General features: G+C 68.1%; 18 protein-coding genes, 1 other RNA gene and 2 pseudogenes. 13 read left to right on the top strand and 8 right to left on the bottom strand.

Going from position 1 to position 22,002, the window contains the following annotated elements; all coding sequences use genetic code 11:
• Positions 1-157, top strand: a pseudogene (locus MFF26_RS17170) (polysaccharide biosynthesis/export family protein); the annotation flags it as partial.
• A gap of 224 nt (positions 158-381) precedes the next feature.
• A complete protein-coding gene (locus MFF26_RS17165; RefSeq protein WP_137828518.1) occupies positions 382-1,497 on the top strand; it encodes a branched-chain amino acid ABC transporter substrate-binding protein in 1,116 nt (371 codons plus the stop codon).
• Positions 1,498-1,518: 21 nt separating this feature from the next.
• Here the strand turns inward: MFF26_RS17165 and MFF26_RS17160 are convergent, their stop codons facing one another.
• Positions 1,519-2,094, bottom strand: coding sequence for a tyrosine phosphatase family protein (locus tag MFF26_RS17160; protein WP_137828517.1), 576 nt, complete (start codon positions 2,092-2,094; stop codon positions 1,519-1,521).
• 131 nt (positions 2,095-2,225) lie between these two features.
• On the opposite strand from MFF26_RS17160, the gene MFF26_RS17155 reads away from it, so the two are divergent.
• Together MFF26_RS17155 and MFF26_RS17150 are read left to right on the top strand one after the other, a co-directional pair.
• Positions 2,226-3,320 carry a TRAP transporter substrate-binding protein gene (locus tag MFF26_RS17155; RefSeq protein WP_137828516.1) on the top strand — a complete coding sequence of 365 codons (1,095 nt, stop codon included), beginning with the start codon at positions 2,226-2,228 and terminating at the stop codon, positions 3,318-3,320.
• A gap of 479 nt (positions 3,321-3,799) precedes the next feature.
• On the top strand, positions 3,800-5,191 hold the full coding sequence (locus tag MFF26_RS17150) for a deoxyribodipyrimidine photo-lyase (protein ID WP_137828515.1): 1,392 nt from the start codon (positions 3,800-3,802) through the stop codon (positions 5,189-5,191).
• Positions 5,192-5,300: 109 nt separating this feature from the next.
• On the opposite strand, the gene mtgA is transcribed toward MFF26_RS17150, so the two are convergent.
• Positions 5,301-6,038, bottom strand: a complete 738-nt coding sequence (gene mtgA, locus MFF26_RS17145; RefSeq protein ID WP_373324485.1) for a monofunctional biosynthetic peptidoglycan transglycosylase — start codon at positions 6,036-6,038, stop codon at positions 5,301-5,303.
• A 42-nt stretch (positions 6,039-6,080) separates the two neighbouring features.
• Between mtgA and MFF26_RS17140 the strand changes: the two genes are divergently transcribed.
• From MFF26_RS17140 to MFF26_RS17125, 4 genes are all read left to right on the top strand, one after another.
• The gene (locus MFF26_RS17140) at positions 6,081-7,043 is read left to right on the top strand and encodes a polyprenyl synthetase family protein (RefSeq protein ID WP_137828513.1); all 963 of its coding nucleotides are present in this window, start codon (positions 6,081-6,083) and stop codon (positions 7,041-7,043) included.
• Between the two features lie 79 nt (positions 7,044-7,122).
• Positions 7,123-7,602 carry a hypothetical protein gene (locus MFF26_RS17135; RefSeq protein ID WP_238308242.1) on the top strand — a complete coding sequence of 160 codons (480 nt, stop codon included), beginning with the start codon at positions 7,123-7,125 and terminating at the stop codon, positions 7,600-7,602.
• A gap of 593 nt (positions 7,603-8,195) precedes the next feature.
• Positions 8,196-9,116: a ferritin-like domain-containing protein gene (locus MFF26_RS17130; protein WP_238308241.1), complete on the top strand. Its 921-nt coding sequence runs from the start codon at positions 8,196-8,198 to the stop codon at positions 9,114-9,116.
• 75 nt (positions 9,117-9,191) lie between these two features.
• Positions 9,192-10,088 (top strand): outer membrane protein, encoded by an 897-nt coding sequence (locus MFF26_RS17125; protein WP_171015430.1) that lies wholly within the window; start codon positions 9,192-9,194, stop codon positions 10,086-10,088.
• 161 nt (positions 10,089-10,249) lie between these two features.
• Here the strand turns inward: MFF26_RS17125 and MFF26_RS17120 are convergent, their stop codons facing one another.
• The 3 genes from MFF26_RS17120 to msrA all read right to left on the bottom strand — a co-directional run bounded on the left by MFF26_RS17120 (position 10,250) and on the right by msrA (position 13,411).
• The gene (locus MFF26_RS17120; RefSeq protein WP_373324484.1) at positions 10,250-11,773 is read right to left on the bottom strand and encodes a hypothetical protein; all 1,524 of its coding nucleotides are present in this window, start codon (positions 11,771-11,773) and stop codon (positions 10,250-10,252) included.
• A 193-nt stretch (positions 11,774-11,966) separates the two neighbouring features.
• Positions 11,967-12,596, bottom strand: a complete 630-nt coding sequence (locus MFF26_RS17115) for a Pr6Pr family membrane protein (RefSeq protein ID WP_137828510.1) — start codon at positions 12,594-12,596, stop codon at positions 11,967-11,969.
• Between the two features lie 155 nt (positions 12,597-12,751).
• Positions 12,752-13,411, bottom strand: coding sequence for a peptide-methionine (S)-S-oxide reductase MsrA (gene msrA, locus MFF26_RS17110; RefSeq protein ID WP_137828509.1), 660 nt, complete (start codon positions 13,409-13,411; stop codon positions 12,752-12,754).
• A 131-nt stretch (positions 13,412-13,542) separates the two neighbouring features.
• Here msrA and MFF26_RS26490 point away from each other — a divergent pair, with 131 nt between their 5' ends.
• Entirely contained in the window at positions 13,543-14,598 is a 1,056-nt protein-coding gene (locus MFF26_RS26490) for a PAS domain-containing protein (RefSeq protein ID WP_137828508.1), read from the top strand.
• A gap of 6 nt (positions 14,599-14,604) precedes the next feature.
• Here the strand turns inward: MFF26_RS26490 and MFF26_RS17095 are convergent.
• A pseudogene (locus MFF26_RS17095) lies at positions 14,605-16,163 on the bottom strand (YifB family Mg chelatase-like AAA ATPase).
• Positions 16,164-16,361: 198 nt separating this feature from the next.
• On the opposite strand from MFF26_RS17095, the gene MFF26_RS17090 reads away from it, so the two are divergent.
• Positions 16,362-16,622, top strand: coding sequence for a PepSY domain-containing protein (locus MFF26_RS17090; protein ID WP_137828506.1), 261 nt, complete (start codon positions 16,362-16,364; stop codon positions 16,620-16,622).
• Between the two features lie 33 nt (positions 16,623-16,655).
• On the opposite strand, the gene MFF26_RS17085 is transcribed toward MFF26_RS17090, so the two are convergent.
• Positions 16,656-17,282: a DUF5991 domain-containing protein gene (locus MFF26_RS17085; protein WP_238308240.1), complete on the bottom strand. Its 627-nt coding sequence runs from the start codon at positions 17,280-17,282 to the stop codon at positions 16,656-16,658.
• A gap of 10 nt (positions 17,283-17,292) precedes the next feature.
• Between MFF26_RS17085 and ffs the strand changes: the two genes are divergently transcribed.
• From ffs to MFF26_RS17070, 3 genes are all read left to right on the top strand, one after another.
• An RNA gene (gene ffs / locus MFF26_RS17080) (signal recognition particle sRNA small type) lies at positions 17,293-17,389 on the top strand.
• A gap of 60 nt (positions 17,390-17,449) precedes the next feature.
• Positions 17,450-19,312, top strand: a complete 1,863-nt coding sequence (locus tag MFF26_RS17075) for a DNA polymerase III subunit gamma/tau (protein ID WP_137828491.1) — start codon at positions 17,450-17,452, stop codon at positions 19,310-19,312.
• Between the two features lie 227 nt (positions 19,313-19,539).
• Positions 19,540-19,863: a YbaB/EbfC family nucleoid-associated protein gene (locus MFF26_RS17070; RefSeq protein ID WP_137828490.1), complete on the top strand. Its 324-nt coding sequence runs from the start codon at positions 19,540-19,542 to the stop codon at positions 19,861-19,863.
• Positions 19,864-20,260: 397 nt separating this feature from the next.
• On the opposite strand, the gene MFF26_RS17065 is transcribed toward MFF26_RS17070, so the two are convergent.
• A complete protein-coding gene (locus MFF26_RS17065; protein WP_238308239.1) occupies positions 20,261-21,880 on the bottom strand; it encodes a phosphoenolpyruvate carboxykinase in 1,620 nt (539 codons plus the stop codon).
• Positions 21,881-22,002: the final 122 nt, after the last annotated feature.

Here is a 22,002-nt window from a genome sequence, read left to right as displayed (position 1 = left end):
GAGCCTGTTCCTGACCCAGTCGTTCCGGCTGCGCAACCGCGACCTGCTCTACGTGTCGAGCGCGCCGTTCTCCGAGGTGGCCAAGGTGCTCAGCGTCGTCTCCACCATCGCCTCCCCCGTCGGATCCGCCGCCTCCATCTACACCGTCACGCGATAGGATGCGGCCTAGGATCATCGTCCGATCAGGTTCTCCCCGTCTCATCCAAAAGATCGACTTGCCAAAAGGCCCGCGCCCATCGTTCCATAGGGCGGGGAGCCTCCCGATGTCAGGTCGGACCGACACGGAGGAGAGACGCGAAACAGGATCGTCGTCCTGAACGGCGGCGAGGAACCGAGCCGATGGACCTTGGCAAAGGCGCGGCCGGCTGGGAAACAGGCGACATGACGGTCCGACGCCTTCTCGTCCTCGGCACTCTGCTGACCGGGCTTGCCATGGTGGCCGCCGCGCCCGCCGCCGCGGAGATCACGGTCGGCGTGGCGGTGCCGCGCACCGGCCCCTACGTCGCGGTGGGCGAGCAGGTCCTGCGCGGCGTGCAGGCGGCGGCCCGCGACGCCAATGCCCGAGGCGGCCTCGACGGCCAGACCATCGTGCTCGACGTCCAGGACGATTCCTGCGACTCGAATCAAGCGGTCGGCGTCGCCAATCACTACGTGCAGGCCAATGTGCGCCTCGTCGTGGGGCATGTGTGCTCCAACGCCTCGCTCGCAGCCTCGGACGTCTACGCCGCCCACGGGATCGTGATGATCACCGCCGCCTCGGTCGCCGCCAAGCTGACCGATCGCTCGCTCCCGACGATCTTCCGGGTCAGCGGCCGCGACGACGATCAGGGCAAGCTGTCGGCCGCCATCCTGGCTGAGCGCTTCCGCGATCGGCGGATCGCTATCCTGAACGATCTGTCGCCGGCCTCGCGCCAGCTCGCCGCGGCCACCAAGGACAATCTCAACCGCATCGGCGTTAACGAAGCCCTGTTCACCGCCTTCCAGGCGAGCGATGCCGACGACGCCGCCCTGGCCGACCGGCTCAAGGCGGCGGGGATCGACGTCGTCTATTACGGCGGCGACGCGAGCGAGATGGGACGGCTGGTGCGCATCGCCGCCGAACGGGGCTTCCGACCGCAATGGTTCGGCACATCCGCCATCGCCACGCCGGACTTCGCCAAGATCGCGGGCGGTGCCAGCAACGGCGTGTTGATGACCTTCTACCTCGATCCGAGCCGCAAGCCGGAGGCGCAGAGTGTGGTCGCCGCGTTCAAGGCGCAGGGGATCGATGCCGACGGCTCGATGATCTACGGCTACGCTGCACTTCAAGTCTTGGTGGCTGCAGGCAATTTTGCCCACAGCACGGACGCCGCCGCCATCGCAAAGGCATTGCACAGCGAGCGCTTCGACACCGTGCTCGGCACGGTCGGTTTCGATGCGAAGGGCGATATCACCGCCCAGGGCTACGTGCTCTACGTCTGGCGCGATGGGAATTTCACGCCGGCCAAGGGGAATTGAGGCGACGGCCTCGGACCCGGCCTAACCCCGCAACGCCGCGTCGACCTCGGCGCCGCGGCCGAGATCGCGCATGATGGCGTCGAGATGCGGGCGCTTGCGAAGCTGAAGCCCGTGAAGCTGGCGCACCGCCTCGCTCAGGCTGCCCCCTCGCCCCAGAATGTCGTCGGCAAACGCGATCATCCGGGCATTCGGCCACGCCTTCTCCCGCTGATCATGCAGGCGGGCGATCAGGATCTCGGCCGGCGTCTCCGGTTCCGCCTGCGCGAACAGGCTCGCCAGAGCGGCGGTCGAGCGCGAGATGCCGACATGGCAATGGACGAGGATATGGACCTCGCCACCGGAGGCCGCCGCGTCGCGACCGAAGGCCAGGATCGTCTCCACATCCTCGCGCTCCGGCAGGACGACGCCCGGGGCCGCCTCGATCGCGTCGTGGAAGCGCAACGTGATGCGCCGATGGGTTCCGTAGGTGGCGAAGGCTGTCGGATCAGCCCGATCGGGATCGAGGATCGACAGCACGTGACTGACGCCCCGTGCCTCGTGCTCGACGAGTTCGTCGAGGCCGCAGACGGTGTGGAGGTGAAGTTGATCGCTACGCACGGGATCGGCCTAGCACGAGACGGTCTGCAAGGCGACGTTTTCCCGCCCGCCCCCTTCGCGTGTACGGCACCGGGCGTGTAAGGGATCTGGGCGGCGGCCATCGCCGCAGGGATGCGAGGCCGGACGACACGATGCCCCAGCGGACCCTGCCCCGGCGCGCGCTCCTCGCCGCAGGCCTCGGCACCGCCGCACTCGCGGCCCCCGCCCGTGCACAATCCGCCCCGGAGGTGCGCTGGCGTCTCGCCTCGGGCTTTGCCCGCAATCTCGACATCCTCTTCGGCGCGGTCGAGAGCCTCTCCAAATCCGTAGCGGAGGCGACCGACGGGCGCTTTCAGATTCAGGTTTCGGCGGCGGGCGAGAGCGTGGCGGCCGACGGCCTGCTCGATGCGGTCTCCGCCGCCAAGGTCGAGATGGGTCATGCCCCCGCGACCCTCGGAATGGGCAAGAACACCGCCTTCGCCCTTGCCGCCGCGATGCCGTTCGGACTCAATGCCCGCGGCCAGAACGCTTGGTGGCTCCAGGGCGGCGCGGCGGAGCTTTTCTCGGAGATCTTCGCCAAACAGGGTCTGACGGCCCTGCCGGGCGGCAATACCGGCACGCAGATGGGCGGCTGGTTCCGCAAGGAGATCAAGACGGTCAACGATCTTCAGGGGCTCAAGCTGCGCATCACGGGGCTCGGTGCCACGGTGATGGCCAAGCTCGGCGCCGCGGTTCAGGCGACGCCGGGACCGGAGATCCTGCAAGGATTGGAAAGTCGGGCGCTCGATGCCGCCGAGTGGATCGGCCCGCACGACGACGAGCGGCTCGGCCTGCAGAAGGCCGCTTCGATCTACCATTACCCGGGTTTCTGGGAGGGCGGCACGCTGCTGCATTTCTGGATCAACGCCGATGCCTGGAAAGGTCTGCCGAAGGCCTATCAGGCGATCCTCAGGGCGGCGGCGGCGCAGGTGAACACGGAGGTTCAGGCCCGCTACGATGCCCGCAACCCGCAGGCCTTGCGTCGGCTGGTCTCCGGCGGCGCGCAGCTGCGGCCGTTCCCGCAGGACGTGATGGAGGCTGCCTGGAAGGCTGCGAATGAGGTCTATACCGATCTCTCGGCCAAGAATCCCGACTTCAAGCGAGTCTACGACGCGCTCCGAACCTTCCGGAACGAGGAATACCTCTGGTTCCAGGTAGCGGAGTACACCTACGACAACTTCATGATCCGCGCCCGCGCCCGAGGTTGAGCACCGCTGGGCAAAAAAAAAGCCGCCCTTGCGAGGCGGCCCGAAGTCTAGGGAGGAAACGCCCAAGGAGGGCAGCGGGACCGAGGACGCCGTCCGCGCTCCCGCAATGCACAAAATGCTCTTGCCTCGAATTTTTTCAAGTCGCGGCATCGGCAATTGTCGTTTCCATCGGTGCTTTGGCGCACATCGATACCATCTGTATCCGAAATGCCTCATCCATAAGGGGGAGGCTGGAGCCAGGTCACGACGGCCCGGATACAGTAGAATGGCCGAGCCTGATCTCGGCCTGGCCGCGTCAGGCGTCTGATCGGTCTCACGTTTTCGTGCCGGGCAGCGGCCCCGGCACCCGTCGTCCAGAGCTCGTGATGACGGCCGGAGCAACCTTCGCCCGACTTGCGCATTCGACGCCGCAGCGCTTCCTCCGGGCTGGGGCGCTCGGCCATGCCGAATCAGTCCGCCCGCTCCGGAACCGTTAGGGCATGGCTATCCAATCCGACCGCATCCGCGTCCTGCGTGACGAGCCGCCGGGCGAAGACGCGGATTACGTTCTCTACCTGATGCAGCAATCGCAGCGCGCCGCGTTCAATCCGGCCCTCGAGCTCGCCATCGAGGAGGCGAACCGCCTCGGCCTGCCGGTGCTGGTCTGCTTCGGGCTGCTCGACGGCGCCAACGGCTTTCCCGAGGCCAATGTCCGGCACTACGCCTTCATGCTGCAAGGACTGAGCGAGGTCGCGGCGGCGTTGGAGAAGCGCGGCATCACCTTCCTCCTGCGCCGCGGCACGCCCTCGGAGGTGGCCATCGATCTCGCGAAACGGGCCGCCCTGCTCGTGCTCGACCGGGGTTATCTGACCATCCAACGCCGGTGGTACGCCGAGATCGAGAAGGGGGTGGAATGCCGCCTCCTCCAAGTCGAGGGCGACGTCGTGGTGCCGGTCGAGACGGCCTCGCAGAAACATGAATATGCCGCGCGCACACTTCGACCGAAGCTGAATCGCAAGTGGGATGAGTTTCTGAACGTGCTGCGGCCGCGCAAGGTCAAGATGTCCGGCCCGATACCGAAGCTCAAGGGCGGGCTCGACGTCTCGGACCCGGACAAGCTCCTCAAGAAGCTCACCCTCGACGCCACGGTCGGCCCCGTGAGACGGTTCAAGGGTGGACATGGCGAGGCGTCACGACGCCTCACAACCTTCCTGAACGAGGCGTTCGAAGGCTACGGCGCCGGACGCAACAAGCCTGAGGCGGGCGCCGCCTCGCATATGAGCCCCTACCTGCATTTCGGACAGATCTCGCCGGTCGAGATCGCCCTCGCGGTCCGCGCCGCGAAGTCCGGTGATACCGACGACCGCTCCGCCTATCTCGAGGAACTGATCGTTCGTCGCGAGCTCGCCATGAACCATGTGTTCCACACGGACGGGTACGATTCCTACGAAACCGCCCTCCCCGATTGGGCGAAGAAAACCCTCGCCGAGCATGCGGACGATCCCCGTCCCCGCCTCTATTCCGAGACCGAATTGGCCGAGGGCAAGACCCACGACCATTACTGGAACGTGGCGATGCGGGAGATGCGCGAGACCGGCTACATGCACAATCAGTTGCGCATGTATTGGGGCAAGAAGATCCTCGAATGGTCGCCCTCGCCGGAAGAGGGCTTTGCGGTAACCCTGCGGCTCAACAACCGCTATTTTCTCGACGGGCGCGACGCGAACTCGTTCACCAACGTTGCCTGGGTTTATGGCCTGCATGACCGCCCGTGGCAGACCCGGAAGATCTTCGGAAGCGTGCGCTACCAGAGCGAGAATTCGCTCAAGAAGTTCGACGCGAAAGGCTACGAGCGGGCGGTAACCCGGCTGTGCGAGGCGGAAAAGGGCTGAGACAACGGATCGGTCCGGCTCGCAACGCGGATTCTCCATCGCGCAGAGCCGCGATCCCGGGGAGCATGCCGGCGGCTTCGTTCTCTCCCAGCCTCCGTGCTCGGTGCCCTCAGCGCTTCAGGCATCCCATCAACCCGTCCACCTGCCCCATCCGGCCCTGAATGCGCCCGGCGATCCGGCGCAGGCCCGGACTCGGTTTCGCAGGGTTGCGCAGGATCGGGTTCGGCAAGCTCGCAACAAGCAGAGCCGCCTCGCCTCGTGTCAGGTCGCGGGCACTCTTGCGGAACCAATGGCGCGCGGCGGCCTCGGCACCGAACACGCCCTCCCCCCACTCGGCCACGTTGAGATAGATTTCCATCACACGGCGCTTGCCCCAGATCGCCTCGGCCATCAGCGCCAGGGGAATCTCGAGGGCCTTGCGGATGTAGGAACGGCCCGGCCACAGGAACACGTTCTTGACCGTCTGCATGGTGATGGTCGAGGCGCCGCGGCTCGGGCCCTCCTCGTCATCCACCACGTCGCGCAGCGCCCCCCAATCGACGCCTTGATGCAGGCAGAAGCGTTGATCCTCGGAGGCCACCACCGCCTGGACGAGAACCGGTGCAATGGCTTCGAGCGGCACGCTGTCCCGCTGCGTCGGCTGCGACGTCAGCCAGCGCCCGAGCATCAGGGTTGAGGGCGGGGTCGCCAGGCTATAGACGAGCGCCAGCGTGAGCATGAGGGCGACGACCAGAATGGGGGCGAGGGTCATGAGCGTCACGATGCGCCGTACCCCGCTGCGGCGCTTCGGTCGGGCCACCGTCCTCAGGTCGCGCCCGCGCGGCTCCGTCTCGCTCTCATCGCTCAAGCGCACGGCGCCTCTGCCCCTCCCCGATCCAGGCCAGTCTCGATGACCTCAACGCAGGCTCCCACCCCTTCGGTCAAGCCGGACGCGTCGAGCGACCCGTTTACCCACAGGCTCACCGAGGTCGCCGACACGGTCGAGCGTTTTCTCGTCGAGCTGCTCGGGCCGAACCTGCAGCCCGGCGAGATCGCCCGCCCGCCGCGCCTGATGGAGGCGATGCGCCATGCCGTCCTCGGCGGCGGCAAGCGGCTGCGCCCATTTCTCGCCATCGAGACCGCACGGATGCTCGGCGGCGCGGAGGATGCGGCCCTGGCGGCGGGCGCGGGTGTCGAGCTCGTCCACTGCTACAGCCTCGTCCACGACGACCTGCCGGCCATGGACGACGACGACCTGCGCCGCGGCAAGCCGACCGTGCATAAGGCCTATGACGAAGCCACCGCGATCCTCGTCGGCGACGCGCTCCAGACGCTGGCCTTCGAGGTGACCGCCGATCCGCGCTGGCAGCCGGATGCCGGCATCCGCGCCGAGTTGGTCCTGGGCCTCGCCCGCGCCTCCGGCCTCGGCGGCATGGTCGGCGGCCAGCTCCTCGACCTCTCGGCGGAAGGACGGTTCGGTCCGACCGATCTCGACATCGACGACACCCTGCGGATGCAGGCGATGAAGACCGGCGCGATCCTGGCTTTCTCGGTCGAGGCGGGCGCCCTCGTCGGCCATGCGAGCGCCGACGAGCGTGCGGCGCTCCTGCGCTACGGCAAGGCCCTGGGTCAGGCCTTCCAGGTTGCCGACGATATCCTGGACCGCGAGGCTTCACCCGAGGCGATGGGCAAGGCGACCGGCAAGGACAAGGATGCCGGCAAGGCCACGTTGGTCGACCGCCTCGGCCTCGACGGCGCGCGCGCCGAGTGCGACCGGTTGGTCGCCGTGTGCGAGGAAGCCGTGGCTCCTTGGGGGGCGCGCGCACAGGTGCTCAAGGACGCCGCGCGCTTCACCGTTGCCCGCAAGGCCTGACACGGCCTTGCCGATCCGGGCGTCCTTGATGCCGCCAAGGTTCGCGGGCCGACTCGGCTCCGCGAATCAGGGCCTGCCCATGACCCCTCTCAGAGCATTGCTCCTCGTTGGCGGCCTGCTCGGCTGCGGCAGCCTGTATCTCGGCTGGGTACTGTCCAGCGAGAGCGGCTACGAGGCCGGAGGCCGGGCGATCAAGGCGCAGCTCGGCTTCCTCACCATGCCCCATGCCGAGCGGCAGAGCCTGCGCAAGCTCGCCCTCATGAAGGCGGCGGGCCGCTGCGAGTGGGATATCGACGAAGCGTTCTGGGGCCGAATCTACCATCTCTATGTCGGCGAGGAGCAGGGCGTGCGTGCCGCCGTCTACGCCACCCTGCTGGACGAACAGGAACGCTACTTCCAGGCCGATTCCGACCAGCGCCGCTGCCGCGCGGCCTGGGCGCGGTTCGGTGCCGAGGGCGCCGACATTCGCGGAATCCTGCGTGCCACCGGAGGCGAGACGCCGCCCGCCACCGGTCCCGTGATCAATGCCAGCGCCGTGAGCGACGCCGCCGAGCGCTGAACGCCGCAGAGCCCAGGCCTTCGCCGCCCTTTCGACACGGCGGCATCTCAGCCTTCATCCTTCTATCGCTCGGGCCCGAGTACCCTTATCCGCACGGCCGTCTCCACACCCGGATGCGGCAGAGTCTCAGCCATGCGCGCCGTAAGCCGCGAGGCGGCGCCCGAGGGCGGTCGTCATCGTCGCGATCGGCCGATGCGGTCCCGAACGAGGGGCCTTCCCGCGACCTGTATTCACCCCGACGTTGCCGACACCGGATCGCCTGCGACCCGCGGCAATGGGGATGACGGATTTCAAGGCTGAGTGGCGCAACGGAAGCGCGTGTTCCCCCCTCGATCCGATCCGAATCACCGCCGCACAGAAGCGTGGCCGTTCACGAAAATGTGTATTCGTTTGCCGAAACCTTTATCCAAATGGGGCATCACAGCCAGCAATCCATCTTAAATCAACAAGTTTCCATCTCTGGATGTGCTTGATTTGCAACAACATCGCACATTGGCATAACTACGCTCTATTCCATCGCCATTTTGCTTTGCAGGGTTCAGACATCTGAACAAGATGCGGCCGCAAGCCAAACAATGGGTGGGAGCGTCACAGTGGTCTTCAAGTTCCTTCGCGCGGGCGGCAAGGCCGGCCCCGCCCTTACGGCGCCTGCGGGCGTCGATCTCGCCGCCGGACGGCGCGCGTTCATTCAGAGCGTCGGCCTCGGCATGGCCGGCTCGGCACTGGTCGGCTCGGCCGGCTTCAGCCCGGCGGCGGCCCAGACCGTCACCGATACCGATATCCTCAACTTCGCGCTGAACCTCGAATATCTCGAAGCCGAGTTCTACCTGCGCGGCGCCACCGGCCGTGGTCTGAGCGATTCCGAAGTGACCGGCACCGGTGCCCTCGGCGCCGTCACCGGCGGCCGGCAGGTGAACTTCGCCACCGCCGCGATCCGCAACTACGCCGTCGAGATCGCCAGCGAGGAGCGCATTCACGTCCAGTTCCTGCGCAGCGCGCTGGGCTCGGCCCGGGTCGCCCGCCCGGCGATCAACCTGACGAGCTCTTTCACCGCAGCCGCCCAGGCCGCGGGCCTGATCTCTTCGGGACAGACCTTCGACGCCTTCGCCGACGAGACCTCGTTCCTCCTCGCCGCCTACATCTTCGAGGATGTCGGCGTATCGGCCTATCTCGGCGCGGCTCCGCTCCTGACCAGCAAGTCGGTTCTGGCTGCGGCCGGCGGCATCCTGTCGGCGGAGGCCTATCACGCCGGTACGATCCGCACGGTCCTCTACAGCCGCGGCCTCTTCGACCAGGCGCTGAAGATCTCGGACGCCCGCGACTCGCTCGACGGCTCGACCGATCTCGATCAGGGGATCGGCACCAGCACGATCGCCAACATCTCGCTGACCAATCCGTCCAACGGTCAGGCTTATGCCCGCACGACGAGCCAGGTGCTCAACATCGTCTACCTGAACACGTCGACGCAGCCGGGCGGCTTCTTCCCGTCGGGCCTCAACGGCACGATCCGCTGATCTCGCGCAACCGGGGCGGCTCCGCGCCGCCCCGGGAGCCGCCACGTGCTCTCGAATGAAAGTTGGGTCTTCATCATGATCAGACGTTCTCTGCTGGCGGGGGGCGCGTCCCTTCTGGCGATCGGTGCGGCCAGCGCCGCCGATCTTCCGCGCCGCGCCGCACCGCCGCCCATCTTCACCCCCGTCCCGGTCTTCACCTGGACCGGCTTCTATGCGGGCTTCAACGCCGGCTACGCTTGGAGCGATCGTCGTCGTGAGGTGGTGACCGATCTCGGCATCACCCAGATCCCGACCGCCGACTATCTCGCGGCGCTTGGCACCGGTACCGGTCGCGGCGATTCCGGTGGTTTCACCGGCGGCGGTCAGATCGGCTACAATTACCAGTTCACGCCGGGCTCGGGCGTCGTCGTCGGTATCGAGGCGGATGCTGCCTATACCGACCTGAACCGTCGCACCGCCTCCACCGCGACGATCGTCGGCTTCCCGGGCTTTCCCGGCGTCAACGACGTGGAGCTGTCGAGCGCGACCCGGAGCGAATTGTCGTTCCTCGGCACCGTGCGCGGGCGCATCGGTTATGCCTTCGACCGGTTCCTGGTCTACGGAACCGGTGGCTTCGCCTATGGTCAGGCCCGGTATTCTTCGGTCCTCAACATCGGCAACACGCTCGGTGGCTTCACCACCTTCCCGACCGCCAGCATCACCGGCAGCTTCGATGACTTCCTCACCGGCTATGCTTATGGCGGCGGCATCGAATACGCGTTGCCGACCGACAATTTCCTGAACTTCTTCAAGTCGAGCGCGGTGACGCTCAAGATCGAGTATCTCCGTTTCGATCTTGGCAGCCGCAACGTCACCGGCTTCTACGACATCATTCCCGCCTCGGGCACGCCGGTCGCGGCGACCCAGACACGGGTTCGGACCGAGGGCGATATCGTTCGCGCCGGCATCAACTACAAGTTCGGCACCTACTAAGCTTTCCGCACGACGGAACGAAAGGGGCGCCCGGCTTCACCGCCGGGCGCCCCTTTTATTGTTGTCTGCGCTCTCCGGCGCGGACGAGGTCAGGATGCGGTCGGTCAACCGATGCGGCAGCAAGCGCCCCGGACGTGCGGATCGGCGCGGGCGATGTTGCCTTAAGGCGTCTTCGGCCGAACCGTCCACGTCGCCCAGAAGACCGGCCGTCCGTAGAGCGAGGACGTATCGCCGCCGTCGGCGCGGGGCGCCCGTCGGTCGAGCCAGGTCAGGAAGCCGCCCTTGTCCGGATAGATGCCGGGCGCATCGAGATTTCCGTAGCGGTCGGTCATCCAGCCGAAGCCGTCGCGGGTCACACGACCGAGGGCGTCGCCGCCGGACCGTAGACCCAGATAGGCGGTCGAGTGCCCGGCCGCGACCGGCTCCATGAACAGTGATAGGGCACTGATGCTGCCGGGTGAGAGATCGGTGGTGTAGTGCAGGCAGATATCGGCAATCGGACCGCCCGAGACCGTCACCGGTCGCGAGCAGGAATAGGCCACCGCCCAGCGATCCATGCCTCGGGCCTTGGCGACCCGCACCAGAGTGTCGGCGGGCAGCCCCTCGATCAACGTCGCCGCAGCCGTCCAGCTCCGCTCGCCGAGCGGGTCGCGGCTGGTGCGCAGGTAGAGGCCCATGCGCCGCTTCTCGACCGGGGCGCCGCAATCGGCCGGCAGCACGTCGGTGTAGAAGTAGTGGTAGGTGCGATCGACGACCGCGATCGAGCCCGAGAGACCGCGGGCCTCGAAGCCCGGCGCGGCGCAATTGCCGGTGATCGCCTTGCCGGTTTCATCGAGGACCGGCGCCGGCTTCGGCATCGCCGCCGCGCGCCGAGCCCCCCGGCGACGGCGGTCGCGCTCGCCCTCCGGCGGCGCGCCGCCGAACGGCATCCAGGCGGTGCCGGGATCGGCCTCGATGCGCAGATCTAGGCCCTGGAAATCGTAGGTGCGGGCCTGAACCAAGACACGCCGATGCCCCCCATCGACCGGCTCGGTGGCGGTGGTGAGGATCGCGTAATAGGGGTCGCCCGCCCAGTCGCGCCCGGCGACCATCATGGCGCTGCCTGATGCGTCTCCCTCGTTCACGCTGGGCCGCGGCTTGAACGTCATCTGCCCCTGCTCGCGCGCCTCTCGCGCCTCGCGCCGGGCCTCGCGCCGGGCACGCCGGCTCTCACGGCTGTTGCGGCGGGATTTTCGCGCCTGCTGCGCGGGAGCGGTGCCCTCCGTGGCAGCCGCGACGAAGCGGGGATCGGTCTGCGGCAGGGTCGTGGCGAGCGCATCGACCTGCCGCCCGATCCGCACCGAGCCGCCCGCGGCCGGATCGTCGGCTTGGAGATCGGCCGGGCACGCGTCATCGCCGCGACGGCTCTCCTTCCGCGGCGGCTCGCCGCGATAGATCACTTGCAGAGGCCCTGGGGGTCCGGAATCCTTGAGACGGAGAATCTGGACGTCGTGCACGAAGCGGCAGGGCGGCGGCAGGGCGTAGACCCCCTCGGCCTCGTCGTCCGAGCGGCAGATTTCCAAGCTGCCACCTCCGGTGGGGAAGCACGAGGCACTGCCCTTCGAGGCCGCCCCCGCGGGTCCGGCCAGGGCGGAGACGGCGAGGAACGCTGCGCCCGACCAGACGGGCGCGGACAGATTGGGCAAGGGCAAACGCTCGAAGACGCTTGTGGCGACGCTCGCGACGACGCGGGACGGGATGGGGGAGCGAGGGGGCAAGCTGGACCGGAGCACGGCGGGGAAACTAGGGCGTCCCTTCCCCGAAGGAAGGCACGCGATCGGGGCCGAAATTCACCAGGGCGGGAAAGGGTTGCACAGCGGATCGTCGAAGCGGAGGCGTTCAAGCGGCCCGGCGCCGGGCGAGCCCCCCGTCGAGGGCGACAATACCCCATCCCACGGTGAGGAAAGCCGCTGTGATCGCCGCCGTATAGGCGAGGACCGCCACCCCGCCGATCGTGCCGATATCCAGGAACGGATACGGATAATGCCCTTCCCGCACACCGCGCATCAAGGCGCAGGCGAGGTAGACCAATGGATAGCAGGCCCAGAGCAGCGGATCGCGCCGAAGCAGATATCCTTTCGGAACGAAAGCGAGCCAGAAGAGGGGCACCAGAACCGGCACAACCTGATGCAGCAGGATATCGGCCACGAGATCGCCGCCCTGCTGGATGCGCAGGCCCTGGAGCAGCAATCGCTGAACCAGCCCGACGAGAAGCGTCGCCAGCGCCGTCCCAGCGACCAACCAGGAGCCGCGGCGGCGATCAGCGAAGAGGGCCCCGCCCAGAGCCAGCCAAGCAAAAAGGCCCGTCACGACCAAGCCGGTGAGGTTGGTGAAATAGGCGAGCATGATCCAGATCGCGCCCGGCACCGAGCCGGTCCGACCATGGACGGCCCAGAACCCCGCCATGACCCCGAGGGCGGCACAGAGCGCGATCAGGGCAGCGGCGAAACGGGCTTGCAGCGATGGCATGTCCGGCGGCGTGTTCTGGGGCGAGGCGCTTATGCCTCCGCCTCACGACCCGCCGATGACGTTCAGGGCCGATCCCGGTGCGATGCAAGACGGCTCAGCTTGCGCCGGCCATGCGGGAAGCGTCCCTCACGCCGGGGCGAACCCCGGCGTCGATCTCATTCCGCGGCGATGCCGGTCCCGACCGGGCAGGAGACGCCGGTGCCGCCCAAGCCGCAATACCCGCCGGGATTCTTGGCGAGGTATTGCTGGTGATAGGCTTCCGCGAAATAGAACACGTCCAGCGGCTCGATCTCGGTGGTGATCGGTCCATAACCGCGAGCCCGGAGCGCGGGGGCATAGGCATCGCGCATGGCCCGCGCAGTCTCGGCCTGCGCCTCATCGGCCGTGTAGATACCGGAACGGTACTGCGTGCCGACATCGTTGCCCTGCCGGTACCCTTGCGTCGGGTCGTGGCTCTCGAAAAATACCTTGAGCACCTCGGTCAGCGGCAACACGGCTGGATCGTAGGCGACCAGCACGACCTCGTTGTGGCCGGTACGCCCGGTGCACACCTCTTCGTAGGTCGCATTCGGAGTGAAGCCGCCGGCATAGCCGACCGCGGTGACATGGATGCCGCGGGGCAATTGCCAGAACTTGCGCTCGGCCCCCCAGAAGCAGCCGAGACCGAGCACGATCGTCTCGATGTCGTCCGGGTACGGACCTTTCAAGGCGTTGCCGTTGACGAAATGACGCTCGGCGGTCGGCAGGGGCTCGGGCCGGCCCGGAAGGGCTTCGGAGGGCGCGGGCATCTCGGGCCGCTTGCGAAAAAGTAACATGGCTGTTCCCTCGATCGCGTGCGCCGATCCATGTCGTGGATAGGTTTCGCACTATATGGTCGTCGGCAAGCGATTTGACGACACTCCGCGCCCGTGATGCGGGGCGGCAGAACGGAGGCGTTCAGGAGCGGATGGAATCCGAAGACGGGTGGCAGCTCACGGAGCGGGTGCGGGCGAGCACGCAATCCGGCAGAGGGGATCCGTTCGCCGCGGCCGTGCGGGCGACCCGCATGCCGATGATCATCACCGACCCGCGCCGTCTCGACAATCCCATCGTCTTCGCCAACGACGCGTTCCTGGCCCTGACGGGGTACACACGGCTGGAAGTCACGGGCCGCAACTGCCGCTTCCTCCAGGGACCGGACACCGATCTCGCCGAGGTCGCTCGGGTGCGCGATGCGATCGTGGCCGAGCGGGACATTCACGCCGAATTACTGAACTACCGCAAGGACGGTTCGACCTTTCACAACGCTCTGTACGTCAGCCCCGTCCATGACGAGGACGGGACGCTGCTGTTCTTCTTCGCCTCGCAGCTCGACGTGAGTGACCGTTATGCCCTGCGTGACGAGCGCGACCGGGTCCAGGCGGCGTCGGATGCGAACGCCCTGCTCCTGCGCGAAGTCGGACACCGGGCGCGCAACGACCTGCAGATGATCAGTGCGATGCTGGTTCTCCAGAGCGGAGACAGCGCCGACCCGGCCGTGCGGGACGCTCTCGCCGTGGCGATCGGCCGGATCGATGCCCTCGCGGCGCTCTACCGAATGCCGCCCGGCGGCGATGGCGGGCACGATCTCGCCGAGCTTGCCCGGGAGGTCGCCGAAACCCTGGTCGACGCTTCGGGCCGGGACGACGTGACCCTCGACCTCGACCTCGCGCCGGTTACGATCCGGGCGGACGCGGCCGGGCCCCTTGCCCTGGTCCTCAGCGAAGCCGTCTCGCACGCCCTTCGCCGCGCCGTCCCGCATCGGCCGGTCCGCCTCGCCGTGCGTCTGGCTGGATCCGACTCGGGTGTGGTGTTGCAAGTCGAGGATGAGCGTTCCTCCGCTTGGCCCGAGGCCGACGGCGACGGCATGGCATTGCTGGATATGCTCGTGCGCCAACTCGACGGACAGCGCGATCTCGATCGGGACCCGTCCGGTGGCCTTCGGATGACGTTCCGCTTTCCCGCGAAACGGATCGGCGCGTAGCCGGTTTCAGGCCGTCGGCGAGGGCATAGGCCGCGCCGCGGCCACCCCTTCCGTACGGCCGCGATAAGAGAGAGCCTCGGCCAGATGCAGCCGGCGCACCCTCTCCTCGCCATCGAGATCGGCCAAAGTCCGGGCCACGCGCAGGGTTCGGTGAAAGCCGCGCGCGGAGAGGCGCATCGTCTCGGCCGCGTGCCGGATCAGGGCGGTGCCCTCGGCATCGGGCGCGGCCGCCTCCTCGATCAGGGAGGCCGGACAGGTCGCATTGGTGGTGGAAGCCGGCAAGGCCTTGCGGGCAAACCGGGCGCTCTGCCGATCCCGCGCCGCCGCGACCCGGGCGGCGGCCTCCGCCGAGCCTTCCGCCGGCGGCGGCAGGATGAGGTCGAAAGCGGTGACCGCGGCGACTTCGATGCGCAGATCGATCCGGTCCAGGAGCGGTCCGGAGATGCGGGCGCCGTATTGCGCGGCGCAACGCTCGTTCGGCCCCTACGGCAGGTATAGCCCGGTTCGAGCGCCATGCCGCAGCGACAGGGATTCATCGCGGCGACGAGTTGGAACCGGGCCGGGTAGGTGACCCGATGGTTGGCCCGGGCGATCATCACCTCGCCTGTCTCCATCGGCTGGCGCAGGGAATCGAGCACCTGGGGCGTGAACTCGGGCAATTCGTCGAGGAACAGCACCCCGCCGTGGGCCAGCGAGACCTCGCCGGGGCGGGCATTGAGGCCGCCGCCGACGAGGGCCGCCATCGAGGCGGAGTGATGCGGCTGGCGGAACGGGCGGCGGTTCGACAGCGCCCCGTCCTTAAGCTGTCCGGCCACCGACTGGATCATCGAGACTTCGAGCAGCTCACGGGGGTCCAGCGGCGGCAGGATCGAGGGAAGCCGCGCGGCGAGCATCGATTTCCCGGCTCCCGGAGGACCGTTGAACAGGAGGTTGTGCCCACCGGCCGCCGCGATCTCCAGGGCGCGCTTGGCGCCTTCCTGGCCCTTGATGTCGCGCAGATCCGGCATCGTGCCCGCCGGCGCGGCGATGGCGGGACGCGGCCGCGCCATCACTTGGCTGCCCTTGAAGTGGTTGGCGAGCTGGATGAGCGAGCGCGGCGCCAGGACGTCCATGTCGCCCGCCGCCCATGCCGCTTCTGGCCCGGTCGCGGCCGGGCAGATCAGGCCGAGCCCCCGCCCATTGGCCGCCATCGCGGCGGGCAGGACGCCGGCGACCGCGGTGATCGATCCGTCGAGCGCCAATTCGCCCAGCACGCAGTAACTGCTGAGCGCATCCTCGGGCAGCGCACCGATGGCGCCCATGACGGCGAGCGCGATCGGCAGATCGTAATGCGACCCCTCCTTCGGCAGGTCGGCCGGCGCGAGATTGACGGTGATGCGCTTGGCCGGCAGTGCCAGACCCGAGGCGATCAGCGCCGCGCGCACCCGCTCGCGCGACTCCGCCACCGCCTTGTCGGGCAGGCCGACGACGGTGAAGGCAACAGCTCCGGGAGCGATCTGAACCTGGACGTCGACGGCTCGCGCCTCGATCCCCTCGAACGCGACCGTGGCAACGCGGGTCACCATGCGATGGAAAAGTCTCCAGCCCCGGACATTGCAGCCTAGGCGGGCATTCGAGGGCTGACAATCACAAGCTGAGCCCGCGCGACGCGCGGGAAACGGCGCAATGCGAGTAAGGTGGACGACGGACGTCGGAACCGTGCGGAGGACCGGTCGTTCGATGGGTGAACCCCACCCGCCAATCATGCGTCACGGAGTGCCTGAATGTCGTTTCGTCCCCTCGCCGCCGCCCTCCTGGGTGCCGCCCTGTTCACCGGACCGGCGCTCGCCGACGAGAAGCTTCCGCCCGAGCAGCAGACCAAGGTCGAAGACATCCTGAAGAAGGAAGGCTTCACCAAGTGGAAGGAGATCGAGCTCGACGACGGCATGATCGAGGTGGACGACGCCATTGATGCCAACGGCAAGCAGTTCGATCTGAAGCTCGATCCGAAGACGTTCGAGATCGTCAAGCGCGAAGCCGAGTAAGACATCGATGCGCCGGGCGGAGCGAGCCCGGCGCTACCGGGATTGCGAGAAGAACGCGCCGCTTTCCGAAACGCTTTCACCATCCGGCGCCAGAGCCCCCCAGCGCGTCAGGAGGCCGGCCTCCGCCGCCCGCGAGAGGGTGAAGAGTGTCTCGCCCGGTTTGTAGACGGCGACACCGTACTTGTTGACCGTGCGACCATCCTCGTAGCGGTGGAAGCTCACCGCCAGGATGGAGCCGTCCGAACGCGCGTGGCAGATGATCCGCTCGTCGGTCTGGAAGCCGCGTGCCGTGAGCACGCAGCCGCCCCGCGCGCCGTCGGGACCGATGACGAGGTCGTAGGTCACATGGGCCGAGGAGCCGCCCTCGGTCAGGCCGGCATCGTGCTCGTAGCGGTATCGGCCCTGCCAGCCCCCGCTCTCCCCCTCCGCCGCAGCTAGGGGAGTAAACGTGAAGAGCGACAGCGCCGCGAGGCACACGTGTATCGTCGTCGTCCGCAATGAGACCTCCTCGTTGCGGAGCAACATGGCCGGAGCCCACGGCGCGCGCAACCGGGCTGCGAGCCCCGTCGAGCGGCGCCACCGCAGGGACTTGCCCGGGCGCAGGATCGCCCTGTCGAACCCGCCATCGCCCGGCTTGCATCCGGTCGCGCGGACCGTCATATACGGCCTCGGGAGGTTGGCGAGGGACGTTTCACTCGCCAACCGGGTCAGGTCCGGAAGGAAGCAGCCCTAACGAGACCGAGCGGGTCTTTGTCCAGCCTCCCACCCTCGCCTCCCGTGCCCCGCGCGGGCTCGGCGGCCGGCAATCCAAAAAATTCGACGGCGGCATGGACGAGACGCACGGCACGCTCCCCGACGAGCCGGGCCTGCCCGGCATGCCCGCCCCCGCGACACCCTACCGGGTGCTGGCGCGCAAATACCGCCCCCAAACCTTCGACGATCTGATCGGCCAGGGGGCCATGGTGCGCACGCTGGCCAATGCCTTCGCGGCCAATCGCATCCCCCAGGCCTGGATGCTGACCGGCGTGCGCGGGGTCGGCAAGACGACGACGGCCCGCATCCTCGCCCGCGGCCTCAACTATGTCCGCGACGGCCATCCCGATACCGGCCCCACGGTGAGCATGCCGGAACTCGGCCGCCATTGCCGGGCGATCATGGAATCCCGGCACATGGACGTGCTGGAGATGGATGCGGCCTCGCATACCGGCATCGACGACGTCCGCGGCATCATCGACGGCATCCGCTACTCGCCGACGGAGGCGCGCTACAAGGTCTACATCGTCGACGAGGTCCACATGCTGTCGGAGAAGGCGTTCAACGCCTTCCTGAAGACGCTGGAGGAGCCGCCCCCCCACGCCAAGTTCGTCTTCGCCACGACTGAGATCCGGAAAGTCCCGGTCACGATCCTGTCGCGCTGCCAGCGCTTCGACCTCCGCCGGGTCGAGGCCGAGACCCTCTCGGCCCATCTGAAGAAAATCTGCGCCGCGGAGGGCGTGAGCGCCGAGGCCGAGGCGCTGGCCGCCGTGACCCGCGCCGCCGAGGGCTCGGTGCGCGATGCGCTCTCGCTCCTCGATCAGGCCATTGCCCACGGCGCCGGCACGGTGACTGCGCAGAGCGTGCGCGACATGCTCGGCTTGGCCGATCGGGCGCGCATCGTCGATCTGTTCGAGGCGGTGATGCGCGGCGACATCCCCGCGGCCTTCGCGGAATTGCGGGCACAGTACGATTCGGGCGCCGATCCGGCGGTGGTGCTCTCTGACCTTGCCGGCTTCACCCATCTCGTGACCCGCCTGAAACTGGTGCCGGACGCCGCCGCCGATCCGACACTGAGCGAGGCCGAGCGCGTCCGCGGCGCGGATTTCGCCGCCCGGCTGCCGGTGCGTGCCCTGTCGCGGGCGTGGCAGATCCTGCTCAAGGCCCTGCCCGAGGCGCAGGTCGCGCCCCGTCCGCTCCCGGCCGCCGAGATGGCCCTGGTGCGTCTGGCCTACGCCGCCGACCTGCCGACCCCGGACGAGGCCCTGAGGCGCCTGCGCAGCGAGGATTCACCCGCGAGCGCCGGCATGCCGGCCTCCGGCTCGTCCCTCTCCGGTGGGTCGTCCCCACGTTCCGCGGCCATCGGTTCGGCAGCCCTGGCCCGCGAGAGCGCCCCGCTCGCGGCTCCGCGGGCCTCGGCCCCGCCCCGACCAGTTCTGGCTTCGGCCAATCCGGCACCGGAGGCCGCCCGCCCCGCCGCGGTTCCCACCGGACTTCGCCTCGGGCGTTTCGAGGACGTGGTCGCCCTGGCCGAGGCGAAGCGCGACATCGCCCTCAAGGTGGCGATGGAGCGGGATGTCCATCTCGTGCGCTTCGAGGAGGGTCGCATCGAGTTCCGCCTCGCTCAGGGCGGCCGCCCGAGCCTCCCCAACGATCTTGCCCGGGCGCTCGACGAGTGGACCGGGCGGCGTTGGATCGTGGCTCTGTCCAAGGACGAGGGGGCGCCGACGCTCGAGCAGGATTCCCGCGCGGCCGAGCAGACGCGGCACGAGAATGCCGCGGCCCATCCCCTGGTCCGCGAGGTGCTGTCGCGCTTCCCCGGCGCGCAGATCGTCGATGTCCGCGACAAGGCGGCGGATGCCGGTCCAGCGACCGGTGTGACGGTGGCGACCGGTCCCGTCGAGGCCCTGCCCGACGAACCGGACGACGAGGCGTGAGCATCCTTCCGATCTCGCGCTCGAATGTCGGAGGGGGCCTCCACGGCCTGGGTCGTTGACCGCCAGACAGTTCGATTGAGGCCGAGGCCTAGACGCGCTTCGACCGTTCGAAGCGTGGAGCCATGTATCTTCGGCCGGTTGAGCCGACCCGGCACCCTGGCGGTAGCCCGCGCCGACGCCTAAGTCTGCGAGGAGACCCTTCCAAGAGACATCGGAGCCGATCCACCATGCGCGATATCATGGGCATCATGAAGCAGGCCCAGGCCATGCAGGAGAAGATGGCCTCGCTTCAGGCCGAACTCGACACGGTCGAGGTGCGGGGTGCCGCCGGCGGCGATGCCGTGAGTGTCCGCATGACCGCGAAGGGACAGATGCTCGGCGTGTCGATCGATCCCAGCCTGATGGTCGCCGACGAGCGCGAGATCCTCGAGGACCTGATCGTGGCAGCCTGCAACGATGCCCGCGCCAAGGCGGAAGCGACCGCCCAGGAGCGCATGGCCGAACTCACCAAGGGCCTGCCGCTGCCGCCCGGAATGAAGCTGCCGTTCTGATTGGTCTCTCACCGAGCCATCCCCCGTACCCGCCGTGGAGCCGAAGCTGAATCGATCGGGGCTTCGCACGCCGCGGGGGAGAACCGCACGGATGACGGCGCGCAACGCCGTTGTCCGGCGGCACCGGTAACGCCGTTTCCTCGATGGCATCGGCCTCGCGCCGTGGGGTTGAAGCGGCTTTCCCCAGCCCGCGCGCATGGAGAGCAAACCATGTTAAGGCGCTCGTTCGTCGACGGGATCATGGTCACGGGGCCGGGCCGAACTTGCCCCCCAATGGCGGCACGGCAGGTCCCGCCGGCCTGACTCCCGGTCGGCGGGACCGTCCGTTGCATTCTTCGCTCGTGACGATCGCAGCCCTGCCGCCGCGTGACCGAAGCGGCAGGATGTATCGTTCGGATCAAGCCGCGATCGGGGCGGCCACCGGCTCCGCGGCGCGCACGTCGGCATCGACGTGGCTCTCGAAACGCTTGAAGTTCTCGCGGAACATCGTGACCAGTTTCGTCGCCGTCTCGGCGAAGGCCGGCTTGTTGGTCCAGGTCTCGACCGGCGAGAGCACCTGCGTCTCGACGCCCGGCACCTCCACCGGCACCGCGAAGCCGAAATACGGATCGCGACGGAACTCGACCTGCGAGAGCGAGCCGTCCAGCGCCGCGGTGAGCAGGCGGCGCGTGACGCGGATCGGCATGCGCCGGCCGGTCCCGACACCGCCACCGGTCCAGCCGGTGTTGACGAGCCAGCAATCGACGCCGTGCTCGGCGATCAGGTCGCGCAGCAGGTTGCCGTAGACGCTCGGGTGGCGCGGCATGAACGGCGCCCCGAAGCAGGTCGAGAAGGTCGCCTCCGGCGCGGTCAGGCCGCGCTCGGTGCCGGCGACCTTGGCCGTGTAGCCCGACAGGAAGTGATACATCGCCTCGGCGCCGGTCAGCTTGGCGATCGGCGGCATGACGCCGAAGGCGTCGCAGGTCAGCATCACGATGTTCTTCGGATGCCCGGCCCGGCCGGTGGCACTCGCATTGGCAATGAAGTCGAGCGGGTAAGCGCAGCGGGTGTTCTCGGTCAGCGAGGCATCGTCGAAATCGGGCGCGCGGGTCTGCGGATCGATCACGACATTCTCCATCACCGTGCCGAAGCGCTCGGTGGTGGCGTAGATCTCCGGCTCCGCATTGCGCGAGAGGCGGATGGTCTTGGCGTAGCAGCCGCCCTCGAAATTGAAGATACCGTCCTTGCCCCAACCGTGCTCGTCGTCGCCGATGAGCTGACGGGAGGAATCGTTCGACAGGGTGGTCTTGCCGGTGCCCGACAGGCCGAAGAACAAGGCCGAATCACCGGACGCGTCGAGCGCGGCATTGGCCGAGCAATGCATCGGCATCACGCCCGCGCCCGGCAGCACGTAGTTGAGATACGTGAAGACCGACTTCTTCATCTCGCCGGCATAGGCGGAGCCGCCGATCAGCACGATTTTCTGCGCGAAATCGATGGCGATCACGGTCTTCGAACGGCAACCGTGCCGGGCCGGATCGGCCTGGAAGCTCGGCAGGTCGATGATGGTCAGTTCCGGCACGTAGGACGCCAGCGCGTCGCGCTCGGGCCGGATCAGCAGATTGCGGATGAACAGCGAGTGCCACGCGAACTCGGTGTAGACGCGGGCGCGCACCCGGTGGGCCGGATCGGCGCCCCCGAACAGATCCTGCGCGAACAATTCCTTGCCGCGGGCATGGGCCCGGAAGTCCTCGAGGAGCATGGAGAACTGCTCGCGGGTGATCGAGCCGTTGTTGTCCCACCAGATTTCATTCTCCGTGGCGGCATCGCGCACCACGTACTTGTCCTTGGGCGAACGCCCGGTATGGCTTCCGGTGGTTGCGACCAGCGCTCCACCACGGGCAAGTTGCGCCTCGCCGCGCTTCAGCGCCTCCTCGTAGAGGCGGGGCGTCTCGAGATTCCAGTGGACGGCGGCAAGGTCGCGGAGGCCGATCGCCTCCGGGCCATGGGCCGCGTTGAAGTCGCCGGTCTGTGTCACGGTCTGTCTCCCTAGGCGGCCCTGATCGCGGAAGGCGAGGCCGGAGAGCCTGCGCCGAATTGGCATCGTCCTGGGCCGTCCGTGCGGTCGTTCAGGGCCGCCGCACGCCGGTTCGCCGGCCC

Source organism: Methylorubrum suomiense, assembly GCF_022179765.1.
In the GTDB taxonomy this organism is placed as follows: domain Bacteria; phylum Pseudomonadota; class Alphaproteobacteria; order Rhizobiales; family Beijerinckiaceae; genus Methylobacterium; species Methylobacterium suomiense.
Note: the sequence above shows the minus strand (reverse complement) of the source record. Positions and strands in the feature narration are given on the sequence as shown.